Origin of the sequence: Streptomyces sp. NPDC059832 (genome assembly GCF_042731715.1) — a bacterium.
Taxonomy (GTDB): domain Bacteria; phylum Actinomycetota; class Actinomycetes; order Streptomycetales; family Streptomycetaceae; genus Streptomyces.
The window spans coordinates 428,380-443,464 of record NZ_JBHWIY010000003.1; the positions used below are offsets into that span (position 1 = coordinate 428,380).

A 15,085-nucleotide genomic window follows, 5' to 3' on the forward strand; every position below is an offset into this window, starting at 1 on the left:
ACAAAAGGAGGGGGAGAAACCACCACAAAAACCCCCCCACCCTCTCTCCCCCCCTCTGTGAGCGCCCAAACAAAAAAAACACCCACCACGCCCGCGCTCACCGACTGAGCGCGGCCGTGGCCGGTCCGGGAAAGGGGGGCGGCTCAGGCCTTCGGGGCCACCTTGGACAGCCCGTTGATGATGCGGTCCATCGCGTCGCCGCCCGTGGGGTCGGTGAGGTTGGCGAGCATCTTCAGGGTGAACTTCATCAGCAGGGGGTGCGTCAGACCGCGCTGGGTGGCGATCTTCATGACCTTCGGGTTGCCGATCAGCTTCACGAAGGCGCGGCCCATCGTGTAGTAGCCGCCGTAGGTCTCCTTGAGCACCTTCGGGTAGTTGTTCAGCGCCAGTTCGCGCTGGGCCGGGGTCGCGCGGGCATGGGCCTGGACGATGACGTCCGCGGCGATCTGGCCCGACTCCATGGCGTACGCGATGCCTTCGCCGTTGAACGGGTTGACCATGCCACCCGCGTCACCGACGAGCAGCAGGCCCTTGGTGTAGTGCGGCTGGCGGTTGAAGGCCATCGGGAGGGCGGCGCCGCGGATCGGCGTCGTCATGTTCTCGGGGGTGTAGCCCCAGTCCTCCGGCATCGAGGCGCACCACGCCTTGAGGACCTCGCGCCAGTCCAGCTCCTTGAACGCGGAGGAGGAGTTGAGGATGCCGAGGCCGACGTTGGACGTGCCGTCGCCCATGCCGAAGATCCAGCCGTAGCCGGGCAGCAGCCGGTCCTGGGGGCCGCGCCGGTCCCACAGCTCCAGCCAGGACTCCAGGTAGTCGTCGTCGTGGCGGGGCGAGGTGAAGTACGTACGCACGGCCACGCCCATCGGGCGGTCCTCGCGGCGGTGCAGGCCCATGGCGAGCGACAGCCGGGTGGAGTTGCCGTCGGCGGCGACGACGAGCGGGGCGTGGAAGGTGACCGGGGTCTTCTCCTCGCCGAGCTTCGCGTTGACGCCGGTGATGCGGCCGGTGCGGTCGTCGACGATCGGGGCGCCGACGTTGCAGCGCTCGTGCAGCCGCGCGCCCGCCTTCTGCGCCTGGCGGGCCAGTTGCTCGTCGAAGTCGTCGCGCTTGCGGACCAGCCCGTAGTCCGGGTACGAGGCGAGATCGGGCCAGTCCAGCTGGAGGCGGACGCCGCCGCCGATGATGCGCAGGCCCTTGTTGCGCAGCCAGCCGGCCTCTTCGGAGATGTCGATGCCCATGGAGACGAGCTGCTTGGTGGCGCGCGGGGTGAGGCCGTCGCCGCAGACCTTCTCGCGGGGGAAGGCCGTCTTCTCCAGGAGCAGGACGTCCAGTCCGGCCTTGGCGAGGTAGTACGCGGTGGTGGAGCCGGCCGGGCCTGCCCCGACGACGATCACATCCGCGCTGTGCTCGGAGAGGGGCTGCTCGGTCACGGTCGGATCTCCCGAAGGCTCGAAATCGCGTGCCGCGCGGCACCTGTCCCATGCAGTCTATGGGGGTTCGCTGATCGACTTTCCGAAGGGTTCCCAGATGTCGACCGTGCTTCCCGGCGCTCCCTCCGTACAGCTGCGCGTCCCCACCGACGAGGACGCGCTGTCCTGGCACCGTGCCTTCGACGATCCCGAGGTGATGGAGTTCTTCGGCGGTGCGTCGGAGGAGCTCTCGATGTACGAGGAGTGGACCGCCCGGCAGCGCAGACTCGACGCCGAACTCGGCTACTGCCTGTGGACGGTGCTGGGCGAGGACGGCGAGGTGGCCGGCTTCACGGGCGCCCAGCCCTGGCCGCGGACCGAGTACGGGCCGGTGGGCGAGATCGAGATCGGCTGGCGGCTGGCCCGGTCGGCCTGGGGCCGGGGTTACGCCACCGCCGCCGCGCGCCTGACGCTGGAGCGGCTGCGCACGGCCGGGGTGGAACGGGTGGTGGCGACGGTCGACGCGGGGAACGAGCGGTCGATCGCCGTGGCCCGGCGACTGGGGATGGAGCGCGCGGAGAGTTTCACGACGCCGCGGCCGGGCCAGGAAGTGGTCTGCTTCCGGCTGGCCCTGTGACGCTGCCGCGCCCCTGCCGCCGTGGGCGCGGGCGTCGGCCGATGACGTCGAGGGACCGGGCGGGCACGGGGCCGCCCGGTCCCTCGACGGAAGTCACCGCAACCGTTGCCTCAGGGACGCACACCCCGGTGCAGCGCCACCACACCGCCGGTGAGGTTGCGCCAGGCGACCTTCGACCAGCCGGCCCGCTGGAGCGCGGCCGCGAGTCCCGCCTGGTCGGGCCAGGCGCGGATGGATTCGGCGAGATAGACGTACGCGTCGGGGTTGGACGACACCGCGCGCGCGACCGGCGGCAGCGCCCGCATCAGGTACTCGGTGTAGACCGTGCGGAACGGCGCCCAGGTCGGCTGCGAGAACTCGCAGATCACCACCCGGCCGCCCGGCTTGGTCACCCGGTACAGCTCGCGCAGCGCCGAGTCCGTCTCCTGGACGTTGCGCAGCCCGAAGGAGATGGTCACCGCGTCGAAGGTCTCGTCGCGGAACGGCAGCCTGGTGGCGTCGCCCGCGGTGAAGGGCAGCCAGGAGTTGCGCTTCTTGCCCTCCTGGAGCATGCCGAGGGAGAAGTCGCACGGCACGACGTACGCGCCGGTCGCGGCGAACGGCAGCGAGGACGTCGCCGTGCCCGCGGCCAGGTCGAGGATCTTCTCCGCGGGCCGTGCGTGCACCGCCTTCGCGACCTCCTTGCGCCACAGCCGGGCCTGGCCGAGTGACAGCACGTCGTTGGTGAGGTCGTAGTTCGCCGCCACGTCGTCGAACATCGTGGCGACTTCGTGCGGCTGCTTGTCCAGGGAGGCTCGGGTCACCCGTCCATTCAAGCAGCCCGGTCCGCGGTGCTCCGCGCAGGTCACAAGTCGTTATCCGGGTGGACTGAACCAATCGCTTCCCTCGACAGTCAGTACAGAGGGGGCACGGAGCCGCCGGGATCCAGGGGGGAGCCCAGATGTCCGCACGAGGTGCACGCCTCCGGCCGGAGCCGGAGCGCCGCCGAGGACGCCTGTTCGCCGTCGTCGTCACGGCGGCGCTGATCTGTGCCGCCGCCGTGCTGGGGCCCCGGTGGAGCAGCGGTGCCGACGGCAAGGCGTCCACGCCGTCCGCGTCCGGGAGTTCGCCGGCCACCGGCACGTTCACCGTCGCCCGCGCGGGCGCCCCCGACCCCGGCAAGGGCAAGGGCGGAGCCAGGGCGTACCGCGTCGAGGTGGAGGACGGTTCGGGCGTCGACCCGGACCGGGCCGCCGCCGAGATCGCCCGGATCCTGGCCGCGCCACGGGGCTGGTCGCACCACGGCGAGCACACCTTCCGCCGGGTCTCCGAAGGACCGGCGGGGCTCGTCATCCGTATCGCCACCCCCGCGACCACCGACGCCATCTGTGGGAAGGGCGGCCTCGACACCCACGGCGAGGTCAACTGCCGGGTCGGCACCGACGTGATGGTCAACCTCAAGCGCTGGCAGCAGGGATCACCCGAATTCCACGGCCCGCTCGCCGAGTACCGGGCCCTGATCATCAACCACGAGGTCGGCCACTGGCTGGGCCACGGTCACGAGACCTGTCCGGGCAGGGGCCGCCCCGCGCCCGCGATGATGCAGCAGATCTACGGGCTGAAGGGGTGCGTCTCCAACGCCTGGCCGTACGACGCCAAGGGCCGTTACCTGGGCGGCCCTGCGGTGCCGTGAACCGGCCCCGCCGTACGGACGCGTCAGCTGCGGCGGAAGACCAGCCGCCCGCCGAGCACCGTCGCCACGCAGCTCCCGGCGCCCTCGGTGCGCAGCGCCGCCGGGTCCGGTACGCCGAACACCGCCAGATCCGCGGGCCCGCCGACGGCCAGTGCGGTCGCGAACGCCTCGGCCGGCTCCGGTACGGACGCCAGCGGGTCGAGCGACACGTGTTCCGGCACCGGGCCGGGGGCGTGGACGCGCAGTCCCGAGCGGGCGACCGCGGTGCGCACGGCGGGGCGGGCGAAGGGGCCCCGGACGGCGGTCGTGCCGTGCCGCAGCATCCGTTGCAGGCCGCGCCGGGCACTCGCGCCCCAGCGGGCGTCGTCCATGGAGAGTGCGGTGAGCGCGTCGCCGGTCAGCGGGTCGGTGCCGAGCTCGTCGGCCTCGCGCGGGTCCGGGTGGTAGGCGGCCTCCAGCAGGGCGGGGGCCGCAGCGTTCAGCAGCCCCGGGGTGATCAGCCCGGACCACCGCCGGGTCCGGGCCCCCGGACGGGCGGCGGTCAGCTCCCCGTACGCGCCGATGGCGACGACCACACCGCCGTCCACGGCCACGGCGTCCGCCCCGTCCGGGGCACCGTGCACCGCGTCGGCGGCATGAACCGTCAGCAAGACTGCCTCAGTTGGCGTTGAGGAGCTTCAGCTCCGGGTGTGCCGTGCCGCCCTCGATCGCGGTGGACGAGATGTGCGAGACCACGCGCTCGTCGACCGGGTCGTTCGCCGGGTCGTCGTGGACGACGAGGTGCTCGTACGTGGTGGCGCGCTGGGCCGGCACCCGGTCCGCCTTGCGGATCAGGTCGATGATCTCCAGCCGGTTGGAGCGGTGCTTGGCACCGGCCGAGGAGACGACGTTCTCCTCCAGCATGATCGAGCCGAGGTCGTCGGCGCCGTAGTGCAGCGACAGCTGGCCGACCTCCTTGCCGGTGGTCAGCCAGGAGCCCTGGATGTGGGCGACGTTGTCGAGGAAGATCCGGGCGATGGCGATCATCCGCAGGTACTCGAAGAGCGTGGCCTGCGTCTGCCCCTTCAGCTTGTTGTTCTCGGGCTGGTACGTGTACGGGATGAACGCGCGGAAGCCGCCCGTCCGGTCCTGCACGTCGCGGATCATCCGCAGGTGCTCGATGCGCTCGGCGTTGGTCTCGCCGGTGCCCATCAGCATGGTGGAGGTGGACTCGACACCGAGGCGGTGGGCGATCTCCATGATCTCCAGCCAGCGCTCGCCGGACTCCTTGAGCGGGGCGATAGCGGTACGCGGCCGGGCCGGCAGCAGCTCGGCGCCGGCTCCCGCGAAGGAGTCGAGGCCGGCGGTGTGGATGCGCTGGACGGCCTCCTCGACGGAGACCTTGGAGATCCGGGCCATGTGCTCGACCTCGGAGGCGCCCAGCGAGTGGATGACCAGCTGCGGGAACGCCTTCTTGATCGCGGAGAAGTGCTCCTCGTAGTACTCGACGCCGTAGTCCGGGTGGTGCCCGCCCTGGAACATGATCTGCGTACCGCCGAGTTCGACGGTCTCCGCGCAGCGGCGCAGGATGTCGTCGAGGTCGCGGGACCAGCCCTTGGCGGTGTCCTTCGGCGCGGCGTAGAAGGCGCAGAACTTGCAGGCCGTGACACACACGTTCGTGTAGTTGATGTTGCGCTCGATGATGTACGTCGCGATGTGCTCCGTACCGGCGTAACGGCGGCGGCGTACGGCGTCGGCGGCGGCACCCAGCGCGTGCAGCGGCGCCGAACGGTAGAGGTCGAGCGCCTCCTCCGGAGAGATCCGACCGCCCTCGGCGGCTCGGTCGAGGATGGGCTGAAGGTCGGCCTTCTCGGTCACCGGGCTGTCACCTTTCGGCGGTTTTTCAACGGATCTACGGACCGGTTCAGCGTACGCCAGCCCCTCTCGGGGTCAGCCGCCGGACCGGCTCAGCGTGCCGTACGGCAGCCCCGCGCCCCGCTCCTCGGACCGGAAACGCAGGGTGCCGTCGGCGGCCCGGGTGAAGTGGACGTCGGTGGTGGTGGAGGTGCACAGGGCCGGGGTGCTGGGCCGGTCCGGGTCGGTGCGTTCGTGGAGTGTCAGTTGCTCGGCGGTGCCGGAGGTGAGGCTGGCGACGCTGTTGCAGCTGACGGTGACCCCGAGGCTGGTGATCTCGGTGTTCATCCGGACCACGTCCGTGCCCGTCCTCCCCGCGGTGAAGACGGCGGTGAGCGTGCCGTGCGGCTGCCCGGTGGTCTTCTCGGTGACCGGGCCCTTCCAGGTGCCGATGAACTCCTTCGGAAGTTCGGTGATCCGCTCCGGGCTGCTGGTGCCCGAGTCCGCGGGCTGCGACGGCCGGTCGGACGGGGTGGCGGCGGGCGGGGTGCTGCCGACGTTCCCGTGCTCGGCGTTGCTCCGGCCGCCACCGCCCGGCATCAGGTCGAAGACGAACGCGCTGCCCACGGTCACGGCGGCGAGCGCGCCCGCCACCGCGAGGGCGACGGTGCAGCTCAGCCTCCGGCCCCGGTCCGCGTCCGGCCGGGCCGGGTCGGAGTCCGCGCTGACGGTGACGGAGAAATGGGGGTCGGACGCGCGTTGTCCGGGCAGCCCGGACACACCGGTCCGCGGCGACGGCCCGGACGCCCCCCATGTCCTGGCCGGCTCGGCCGCGCCCGCGGTCACGGGCCACGAGGGCAGTACGCCCGGATGGGACAGCCGGGTCGGGTCGTGGGTGGGGAAGGGCTCGGCCGGCGACCCGAACCCGCCACCCACGACCCCGGCCCCGTTCGCCCCATCGGCGCCGTCCGGGCCGTAGGCACCGTTGGCGCCGCCGGCATCCCAGGCCGCGCTGCTGAACGGCACCGGCCCCGACTGCACCGGCGCGTCCTGCGGCTCCAGGTCCAGCAGCGCGACCGCCGCCCGGCTGACCTCGCGCACCAGTGGTCCGGGCAGCCAGCCGGCCGCCACCAGCGCGGCGGCCCCGCCCGGCGCCAGCCGCCGGGCCAGTTCCATGGGCGTGGGCCGGTCCTCGGGCTCCTTCTCCAAACATCCGGCGACGACCTCCCGCAGGTCACCCTCCAACTCCCCCAGCTCCGGCTCCTCGTGCACCACCTTGTAGAGGAGCACGGCCGAGGAGTCGCCGAGAAAAGGAGCGGTGCCGGTCGCCGCGTACGCGAGCACCGCGCCGAGCGAGAAGACATCGGACGCGCCCGAGATGTCGGTGCCCCGGATCTGCTCCGGCGCCATGTAGCCGGGCGAGCCGACCGAGACCCCGGTGGAGGTGAGCGAGGCGGTGGCGCCGATCGCGTGCGCGATCCCGAAGTCGATCAGCCGGGGGCCGTCCAGGGCCAGCAGTACGTTGGACGGCTTCACATCACGGTGGATGACGCCCTGTTCGTGCACCGCGGCCAGCGCCTCGCCGAGACCGGCGCCCAGCGTCCGTACCGCGTTCTCGGGCAGCGGCCCGTGCTCGGCGACCGCGGCGGAGAGCGGCGGGCCGGCCACGTAGCCGGTGGCGACCCACGGAATGGGCGCGTCCGGGTCGGCGTCCAGAACGGGGGCCGTCCACTGCGCACCGATCCGCCGTGCCGCGTCCACCTCGCGCCGGAAGCGCGCGCGGAACTGCTCATCGAGAGCGAAATGCGGGTGCACGACCTTGACCGCGACGGTGCGCCCGCCGGCACTGCGCCCCAGATAGACCCGGCCCATGCCGCCCGCACCGAGCCTGCCGAGCAATCGATAGGCACCGATGGTCAGCGGTTCGCCGGCTTCCAGCGGCTGCATATGGACTCCCCCTGTGGACCGGCCTGACCTCCGACCGAAGCCTAGGGGGCGAAGGTCATCGGGTCACAGAGGAAACCATCCGCCTATTTCGCCCCTAAGGGAACGAACAACGGCTTTCGACACAACAAAAGGCGTGAATGCGTCGTTCACCCGAGCGATTCCGGGTTCCCGCCCGGGATGCACCGCGAGCACCATCCGGGAATCGGCTATTCGACGCGAATTAACCCGAATCGAGGCCGGACCGGCAGAAGCGCCGGGAGAAGCAAGGAGAGAAGGGCGGGGAGGGATAAGCGACCCGGAGAAGTACAGGATTCACCTATACCCCGCATATCCCGGGCACCCCCGCCCCGCCGTCCGGTCAGCCGCCGAGCAGCTCGACCTTCACGTCCGCCGGGAAGCCGGTCGTCGGACCGACCCGGCGCGCGAACTCCTGCACGCCCGCCAGCTGGTCCGGGCCGAAGCGGAAGTCCAGGGTCGTGAAGTACCGCTCCAGCACCTCCGAGTCGAAGGCCTCCCAGCGCGCCGCCTGTTCCGCGACCTTGGTGACTTCCTCCAGGGAGAGGTCCCGCGAGGCCAGGAACGCCTCGTGCACCTTGTTCACCTGGTCGGGCCGGCTCGCCAGATAGTCCTTGCGGGCCGCCCAGACCGCGAAGACGAACGGCAGCCCGGTCCACTCCTTCCACATCCGGCCCAGGTCGTGGACCTGGAGGCCGAGCCGGGGCGCGTCGTGCAGGTTGGCGCGCAGCGCGGCGTCGCCGATCAGCACGGCGGCGTCCGCCTCCTGCATCATCAGGCCGAGGTCCGGCGGGCAGGTGTAGTAGTCCGGGCTGACCCCGTAGCGCTCGGCGAGCAGCAGCTGGGCCAGGCGGACGGAGGTGCGCGAGGTCGAGCCGAGGGCCACCCGGGCCCGGTCCAGCTGGTCCAGCGGCACCTGCGACACGATCACGCACGACATGACGGGCCCGTCGCAGCCCACCGCGATGTCGGGGAAGGCGACCAGGTCGTCGGCGTTGCGCAGGTACTCCACCAGCGTGACGGGGCCGATGTCCAGATCGCCTCCGATCAGCTGCTCGCTGAGCTTCTCCGGGGTGTCCTTCGAGAGCTCCAGGTCGAGCAGGGTCCCGGTGCGTGCCAGTCCCCAGTACAGGGGGAGGCAGTTCAGGAACTGGATGTGGCCGACGCGCGGCCGGATGCGACGGTCGTCGCCTGCGACGGTTGAGACGCTTGAATTGTCCACATCGCGAGGCTAGACCCGTGGCGCGATCCGGACGGCACCGGGGGCGCGGGGCGTACCCGGTCTCACTCCCCGGGAGTGCGCATCCCACCGTGCGAATACGCGGGTGTCGTCCCGGGCTGCCCCGGAACCGCTTCCGGGGCACCCCGAAGGCGTCCTCCGTACCCCGCGAAGTCGCCGCAACGACACCCGCCGGTACGCCCACTTCGCCGGCTCATCGGCACGCCAATCAAACATCCGAGTGAAGTGATCTTTCCCTCTACCGTTCGATACACGCTGCGTGCTAGGCTCGACGCAAGTTGCAGTTTGGTTTCCCTTGCAGTACAGAGCCTGCGGAGCATGTAACCCGCAGGCTTTTGTAGTTTTCAGACTTCTTTGCAGGTTCTGGAGCAGGGCAACCCTTTGGCCCAAGGAGGGCTTATGGCTACCGGAACCGTCAAGTGGTTCAACGCTGAAAAGGGCTTCGGCTTCATCGCCCAGGACGGCGGCGGCCCGGATGTCTTCGTCCACTACTCCGCGATCAACGCGTCCGGGTTCCGCTCTCTCGAGGAGAACCAGGTCGTGAACTTCGACGTCACTCAGGGACCCAAGGGTCCGCAGGCTGAGAACGTCACCCCGGCCTAGTTGCCCGGGTCGGCCGATCGCGGCCGGCTAGTAGTACCCAAGGAGCCCCGCTCCTCCGCCTCGGCGGGGAACGGGGCTCCTGCCTTTTCCGTTCCTTCTCATCTTCCGACGCCCGCCTTTTCTTCCGATGCCCGGCCGCAGGGCCGCGACGCTTGACCTTGACACCGTGTGAAGCGGTGCGCTGGGAGACATCATGTTCACCATCGGAGACTTCGCCCGGTACGGACGGGTGTCGGCCCGGATGCTGCGCCACTACGACGCCATCGGGCTGCTGCACCCCGACCGCACCGACCCCGCCACCGGCTACCGCTTCTACGGTGCCGCCCAGCTCGCCCGTCTCAACCGCGTCATCGCCCTCAAGGATCTCGGCTTCACGCTCCAGCAGGTGCAGGCCATCCTCGACGAGCAGGTGGGGCCGGAGGAGCTGCGCGGGATGCTGCGGCTGCGCCGGGCGGAGCTGGAGGAGGCCATGCGGGCGGCGGCCGCACGGCTGGCGCAGGTCGAGGCGAGGCTCCGGTCGATCGAGAGCGAGGGACGCATGTCCGTGGACGATGTCGTCGTCAAGAAGGTTGCCGCGGTACGGGTCGCCGAGCTGGCCGGCACCGCGGCCGGCTACGAGCCGGAGGACATCACTCCGGTGATCGGACCGTTGTACGACCGGCTGTTCCCGTTGCTGGGCGAGGCGGGCGTCAGTCCGAGCGGTCCCGGGATCGCGTACTACGAGGACGCCCCGGAAGGCGGCGGCGCGGTCGTCGTCCACGCGGGGGTCACGGTGTCCGCCCCGGTGGGCCCGCTGGGCGACACCGGGATCACGGTGGTCGAGCTGCCCCCGTTCGAGGCCGCGACCATCGTCCACCGGGGTTCGATGGACGGCGTGCTGCCGACCGCCCAGACCCTGGCCCGCTGGATCGACGCCAACGGCTACCGGTCGGCGGGATACACCCGTGAGATCAGCCTGGAGTGCCCCGAGGACCGGGACAAGTGGGTGACGGAGCTCCAGGAGCCGGTCACCAAGGCCTGATCCGCTCCAAAGACACATGGGTGGGAGAAGAACGTGACACTCGATGCCTGGAGTGTCACGTTCCTTTCTCCCTGAGGACTGTCCCCTACCGTCCTCCTCCGGGCCCCGCCCACAGCCCGTCGTCGGTCAGCCCCAGCAGATCGATCGCGTTGCGGCGCACGATCCGGTCCACCACATCGGCGTCCAGATGTCCCATCTGCGCCTCGCCGACCTCGCGCGACTTGGGCCAGGTGGAGTCGGAGTGCGGGTAGTCCGTCTCGTACAGGACGTTCCCGACGCCGATCGAGTCCAGGTTCTTCAGCCCGAAGGCGTCGTCGAAGAAGCAGCCGTAGATGTGCTCGGCGAACAGCTCCGACGGCGGGCGGTGGACCTTGTCGGCGACGCCGCCCCAGGCCCGGTTCTCCTCCCAGACCACGTCTGCGCGTTCGAGGATGTACGGGATCCAGCCGATCTGGCCCTCCGCGTACATGATCCGGAGGTTCGGGAACCGTTCGAACTTGCCGCTCATCAGCCAGTCGACCATCGAGAAGCAGCAGTTGGCGAAGGTGATGGTGGACCCGACTGCGGGCGGGGCGTCGGCCGAGGTGGACGGCATCTTCGAGGACGAGCCGATGTGCATCGCGATCACCGTCCCGGTCTCGTCGCAGGCCCGCAGGAACGGATCCCACTCGTCCGTGTGAATCGACGGCAGCCCGAGGTGCGGGGGTATCTCGGAGAACGCCACCGCGCGCACGCCGCGCGCCGCGTTCCGCCGGACCTCGTCCGCGGCCAGCTGTGCGTCCCAGAGCGGGATCAGGGTGAGCGGTATGAGCCGGCCCCGCGCCTCGGGCCCGCACCACTCCTCGACCATCCAGTCGTTGTACGCGCGCACCCCGAGCAGCCCCAGCTCGCGGTCCTTCGCTTCGGTGAAGGTCTGTCCGCAAAAGCGCGGGAAGGTGGGGAAGCAGAGGGCGGACTGGACGTGGTTGACGTCCATGTCGGCGAGCCGGTCGGGGACCGAGAACGAACCCGGACGCATCTGCTCGTACGTGATGATCTCCAGCTTGATCTCGTCCCGGTCGTAGCCGACCGCGGTGTCGAGCCGGGTGAGCGGGCGGTGCAGATCCTCGTACACCCACCAGTCGCCGATCGGCCCGTCGTCGCCCTTCGCACCCATCACGGGCGCGAACTTTCCGCCCATGAAGGTCATTTCCTTGAGCGGTGCGCGGACGATCCGCGGGCCGCGGTCGAGGTACTTGGACGGGAGCCGGTCCCGCCAGACATGAGCGGGCTCCACCGTGTGGTCGTCCACCGAGATGATCTTCGGGAAGGTCTCCATGTTCTCCACGGTAGCGTCGATCTGACGAACCGTCAGCCATCTGGACCGGACCCCGTTCCGTAATCGTTGTCGAGGGCTTGTGCAGAGAGTCACCCACTGCTGACGTGCCCACCCAAGACAAGGCAGACTGTTGAGCGCGATACCAGCGGTACCGAGCAATCCGGATCCACCCGCCCCGTACCGGCACACGGGCGGGCAATCCAGGCGGACGGCATCAACAGGCGGCATCGGCACGATGGGCAGCACCGGCGGGGCGAGCAGGGCAGGGGGCAGCAATGGACCGTGACAACGGACCGCACGTGCGTGTTCCGGAGCAGCGCGCTCCGCGACAGCGGTCGGCGGGCGGCGTCGATCTGCGCTTTTCCGTGCTCGGTCCGGTACGGGCATGGCGGGACGGCGAAGCGCTGTCCTCCGGCTCACCGCAGCAGCGGGCCCTGCTGGCGGCGCTGCTCCTGCGCGGCGGCCGGACGGCCACCGCCGCCGAACTCATCGACGCCATCTGGGGCGACGAACCGCCCTCGCAGGCGCTCGCCACCATACGTACGTACGCCTCCCGGCTCCGCAAGGTCCTCGACCCGCAGACGCTGGTCAGCGACGCCGGTGGATACGCCATCCGGGCCGGCCACGACACCCTGGACGTGACGGTGGCCCAGGAACTGGCGGCCGACGCGGAGAAGGCCCGCGCGTCCGGCGACCGCTACCAGGCCCGGACCCTGCTCGACAAGGCACTCGGGCTGTGGGACGGCGAGGCCCTGGCCTCCGTGCCCGGACCGTACGCCGAGAACCAGCGCACCCGCCTGGAGGAATGGCGGCTCCAGCTCACCGAGTCCCGCCTGGACCTGGATCTGGAGGTCGGCTGCCACGCGGAGGCGGTCTCCGAACTGACCGCGCTCACGGCCGCGCACCCCCTGCGGGAACGGCTGCGCGAACTCCTGATGATCGCCCTGTACCGCAGCGGCCGCCAGGCCGAGGCGCTGGCCGTCTACGCCGACACCCGCCGGCTGCTCGCCGACGAACTGGGCGTCGACCCGCGCCCCGAGCTCGCCCAGCTCCAGCAGCGCATCCTGCGGGCCGACGAGGAACTCGCCCACCCCGCGGACGAACCGGCCCCGGCCCCCGCGCCGGTGCGTCCCGCCCAGCTCCCGGCCACCGTCCCGGACTTCACCGGCCGCGCCTCCTTCGTACGCGAACTGGGCGGCCGGCTGGCGACCGCCGAGGGTTCGGTGATGGCCGTCTCGGCGCTGGCCGGCATCGGCGGCGTCGGCAAGACCACCCTCGCCGTGCACGTCGCCCACCAGGCACGCCAGCACTTCCCGGACGGCCAGCTGTACGTGGACCTCCAGGGCGCGGGCGCACGGGCCGCCGAACCGGAGACGGTCCTCGGCGCGTTCCTGCGCGCCCTGGGCACCGCGGACTCGGCGATCCCCGACTCCCTGGACGAACGCGCCGCCCTGTACCGCTCCACTCTCGACGGCCGCCGCATCCTGGTCCTCCTCGACAACGCCCACGACGCGGCGCAGGTCCGCCCGCTCCTGCCCGGCACCGCGGGCTGCGCGGCGCTGATCACCAGCCGCGTCCGGATGGTCGACCTGGCCGGTTCCCATCTGGTCGACCTGGACGTGATGTCCCCCGAGGAGGCGCTCCAGCTCTTCACCCGCATCGCGGGCGAGGAACGCATCAACTCCGAGCGCGAGGCCGCCCTGGACGTGGTCGCCGCCTGCGGCTTCCTCCCCCTGGCCATCCGCATCGCCGCCTCCCGCCTGGCCGCCCGCCGCACCTGGACGGTCTCCGTCCTGGCCGCCAAGCTCGCCGACGAACGCCGCCGCCTGGACGAACTCCAGGCCGGCGACCTCGCGGTGAAGGCCACCTTCGAACTCGGCTACGGCCAGCTGGAACCCGCCCAGGCCCGCGCCTTCCGCCTCCTCGGCCTGGCCGACGGCCCCGACATCTCCCTCGCCGCGGCGGCGGCCCTGCTCAACCTGGAGGCCCACGCGACGGAGGACCTCCTGGAGGCCCTGGTCGACACCAGCCTCCTGGAATCGGCCGCCCCCGGCCGCTACCGCTATCACGACCTCGTGCGCCTCTACGCGCGTTCCTGCGCCGAACGGGGCGAGGAGTCCCCGGAGGAGCGGGAGTCGGCGCTGTCGCGGCTGCTGGACTTCTATCTGGCCACGGCGGCGGGGGTGTACGCGCTGGAGCGGCCGGGGGACCGTGCCGTCGACCACCTGGTGGCCACCGAGCACCCGGGGCTCGAATTCACCGACGGGCCGGAGGCCGTGGACTGGCTGTACAGCGAGGCCGATTCGCTGCTTGCCTGCGCCCATCAGAGTGCGTCGAGCGGAATGCTGCAGCGTGCCGTCGACCTGCTCTGCGCGGCAAAGGACCTCGCCGAGTCGGGCGCGAACTCCCGCCAGTACGAAACCACCGGTGCGGCCCTGCGCGACGCGGCGAGGGCTGCCGCCGACCCTCACTCCGAGGGGCGGGCCCGTGCCTCGCTGTCCACCGTCTACCTCGTCTCCGGCCGCTTCACGCTGGCCGACGAGGAGGCACGGCACGCAATGGATCTGGCCGAGAGCACCAAGGACCCGATCCCCGCGTGCTGGGCACCCAACGATCGCGGCATCATCGCGTTCTACCAGGGCAGGCACGAAGAGGGCGAGAAGTTCCTGCAGGCGGCAATAGACAACTACCGCGCGGACGGGAACCTGGTCGGCGAGGCATCCGCACTGTGCAATCTCTCGCGCATCCACGTGAACATGAACCGCACGGCCAGCGCGGTCGAGCTCGCCCAGCAGGGCACGGCCATCTTCGACGGGGTGGGACTCAGTCTCCGCACGGCCAACGGTCGCTTCGCGCTGGGCATCGCGCTGACTCAGGCCGGAAGGCCGACCGAGGCCCTGAAGGAGCTCGACGAGGCGCTGCGCGTGTTCCAGGGCAACCGTCAACGGCTCTGGGAAGGCTCGACCCACTTCCGCATGGCGGAGGCGCACCTGGCCGACGAGCGCCCCGCGCAGGCGGCTCAGCACGCGGAGCAGGCACTGGCTCTGCGCGTCATCGGAGGCGAATGGATGCGGGGCAATGTTCTGATCACTCTGGGACACGCCCTCGAACGCCTCGGTCAGATCGACCGGGCACATGCATGCTGGACCGAAGCACTGGCCATCCACGAGCAGTTCGGAGCCGCGGAGGCGGACAAGGTCCGGGCACTCCTCAACCCGGTCAGTGCCGCCTGAGGCACCGGAACCGGCGGAGAGCCGTCGGCGTTCATCGAACGTTTATCGCCACTCGTCATTCTTAAGCCCATCGATCCGTCGCGTCGGGGGGCAGGCGGGTTGTACGGGGGACCACACCGCTAGGGTGAACGGCCCTGACATGCCCGTCCGACGGCCC

Annotated in this window: 12 protein-coding genes; 5 read left to right on the top strand and 7 right to left on the bottom strand. The window is 70.8% G+C overall.

Annotation, left to right across the window (positions count from 1 at the left end; genetic code table 11):
• Nucleotides 1–143 precede the first annotated feature (143 nt).
• On the bottom strand, nucleotides 144–1,430 hold the full coding sequence (locus tag ACFV8T_RS07195; protein WP_385325366.1) for a geranylgeranyl reductase family protein: 1,287 nt from the start codon (nucleotides 1,428–1,430) through the stop codon (nucleotides 144–146).
• A gap of 97 nt (nucleotides 1,431–1,527) precedes the next feature.
• Between ACFV8T_RS07195 and ACFV8T_RS07200 the strand changes: the two genes are divergently transcribed.
• Nucleotides 1,528–2,046, top strand: a complete 519-nt coding sequence (locus ACFV8T_RS07200; protein ID WP_385325368.1) for a GNAT family N-acetyltransferase — start codon at nucleotides 1,528–1,530, stop codon at nucleotides 2,044–2,046.
• Nucleotides 2,047–2,156: 110 nt separating this feature from the next.
• Here ACFV8T_RS07200 and ACFV8T_RS07205 read toward each other — a convergent pair whose 3' ends face one another.
• The gene (locus tag ACFV8T_RS07205) at nucleotides 2,157–2,849 is read right to left on the bottom strand and encodes a demethylmenaquinone methyltransferase (protein ID WP_385325370.1); all 693 of its coding nucleotides are present in this window, start codon (nucleotides 2,847–2,849) and stop codon (nucleotides 2,157–2,159) included.
• 137 nt (nucleotides 2,850–2,986) lie between these two features.
• Between ACFV8T_RS07205 and ACFV8T_RS07210 the strand changes: the two genes are divergently transcribed.
• The gene (locus tag ACFV8T_RS07210) at nucleotides 2,987–3,718 is read left to right on the top strand and encodes a DUF3152 domain-containing protein (RefSeq protein ID WP_385325371.1); all 732 of its coding nucleotides are present in this window, start codon (nucleotides 2,987–2,989) and stop codon (nucleotides 3,716–3,718) included.
• Nucleotides 3,719–3,741: 23 nt separating this feature from the next.
• On the opposite strand, the gene ACFV8T_RS07215 is transcribed toward ACFV8T_RS07210, so the two are convergent.
• The 4 genes from ACFV8T_RS07215 to ACFV8T_RS07230 form a co-directional block, all read right to left on the bottom strand.
• Complete coding sequence (locus ACFV8T_RS07215) at nucleotides 3,742–4,368, bottom strand: hypothetical protein (protein ID WP_385325373.1); 627 nt, start codon at nucleotides 4,366–4,368, stop codon at nucleotides 3,742–3,744.
• A gap of 7 nt (nucleotides 4,369–4,375) precedes the next feature.
• Complete coding sequence (gene mqnC, locus ACFV8T_RS07220; protein ID WP_385325375.1) at nucleotides 4,376–5,575, bottom strand: cyclic dehypoxanthinyl futalosine synthase; 1,200 nt, start codon at nucleotides 5,573–5,575, stop codon at nucleotides 4,376–4,378.
• A 72-nt stretch (nucleotides 5,576–5,647) separates the two neighbouring features.
• Entirely contained in the window at nucleotides 5,648–7,498 is a 1,851-nt protein-coding gene (locus ACFV8T_RS07225; RefSeq protein ID WP_385325376.1) for a serine/threonine-protein kinase, read from the bottom strand.
• Between the two features lie 358 nt (nucleotides 7,499–7,856).
• Nucleotides 7,857–8,735 carry a menaquinone biosynthetic enzyme MqnA/MqnD family protein gene (locus tag ACFV8T_RS07230; protein WP_266415691.1) on the bottom strand — a complete coding sequence of 293 codons (879 nt, stop codon included), beginning with the start codon at nucleotides 8,733–8,735 and terminating at the stop codon, nucleotides 7,857–7,859.
• 417 nt (nucleotides 8,736–9,152) lie between these two features.
• Between ACFV8T_RS07230 and ACFV8T_RS07235 the strand changes: the two genes are divergently transcribed.
• Together ACFV8T_RS07235 and ACFV8T_RS07240 are read left to right on the top strand one after the other, a co-directional pair.
• Nucleotides 9,153–9,356, top strand: a complete 204-nt coding sequence (locus tag ACFV8T_RS07235) for a cold-shock protein (RefSeq protein WP_003967102.1) — start codon at nucleotides 9,153–9,155, stop codon at nucleotides 9,354–9,356.
• 193 nt (nucleotides 9,357–9,549) lie between these two features.
• Entirely contained in the window at nucleotides 9,550–10,377 is an 828-nt protein-coding gene (locus ACFV8T_RS07240; RefSeq protein WP_385325378.1) for a MerR family transcriptional regulator, read from the top strand.
• Between the two features lie 85 nt (nucleotides 10,378–10,462).
• Here ACFV8T_RS07240 and ACFV8T_RS07245 read toward each other — a convergent pair whose 3' ends face one another.
• Nucleotides 10,463–11,695, bottom strand: a complete 1,233-nt coding sequence (locus ACFV8T_RS07245) for an amidohydrolase family protein (RefSeq protein ID WP_385325380.1) — start codon at nucleotides 11,693–11,695, stop codon at nucleotides 10,463–10,465.
• A gap of 275 nt (nucleotides 11,696–11,970) precedes the next feature.
• Here ACFV8T_RS07245 and ACFV8T_RS07250 point away from each other — a divergent pair, with 275 nt between their 5' ends.
• Nucleotides 11,971–14,928, top strand: coding sequence for a BTAD domain-containing putative transcriptional regulator (locus tag ACFV8T_RS07250; protein WP_385325382.1), 2,958 nt, complete (start codon nucleotides 11,971–11,973; stop codon nucleotides 14,926–14,928).
• Nucleotides 14,929–15,085 lie beyond the last annotated feature (157 nt).

What these genes read in the sequence shown, in the direction of transcription:
- ACFV8T_RS07240 (WP_385325378.1), top strand. Translation starts at nt 9,550, where the DNA reads ATGTTCACCATCGGAGACTTCGCCCGGTACGGACGGGTGTCGGCCCGG.
- ACFV8T_RS07225 (WP_385325376.1), bottom strand. Translation starts at nt 7,498, where the DNA reads ATGCAGCCGCTGGAAGCCGGCGAACCGCTGACCATCGGTGCCTATCGA.
- ACFV8T_RS07245 (WP_385325380.1), bottom strand. Translation starts at nt 11,695, where the DNA reads ATGGAGACCTTCCCGAAGATCATCTCGGTGGACGACCACACGGTGGAG.
- ACFV8T_RS07235 (WP_003967102.1), top strand. Translation starts at nt 9,153, where the DNA reads ATGGCTACCGGAACCGTCAAGTGGTTCAACGCTGAAAAGGGCTTCGGC.
- ACFV8T_RS07200 (WP_385325368.1), top strand. Translation starts at nt 1,528, where the DNA reads ATGTCGACCGTGCTTCCCGGCGCTCCCTCCGTACAGCTGCGCGTCCCC.
- ACFV8T_RS07250 (WP_385325382.1), top strand. Translation starts at nt 11,971, where the DNA reads ATGGACCGTGACAACGGACCGCACGTGCGTGTTCCGGAGCAGCGCGCT.
- ACFV8T_RS07210 (WP_385325371.1), top strand. Translation starts at nt 2,987, where the DNA reads ATGTCCGCACGAGGTGCACGCCTCCGGCCGGAGCCGGAGCGCCGCCGA.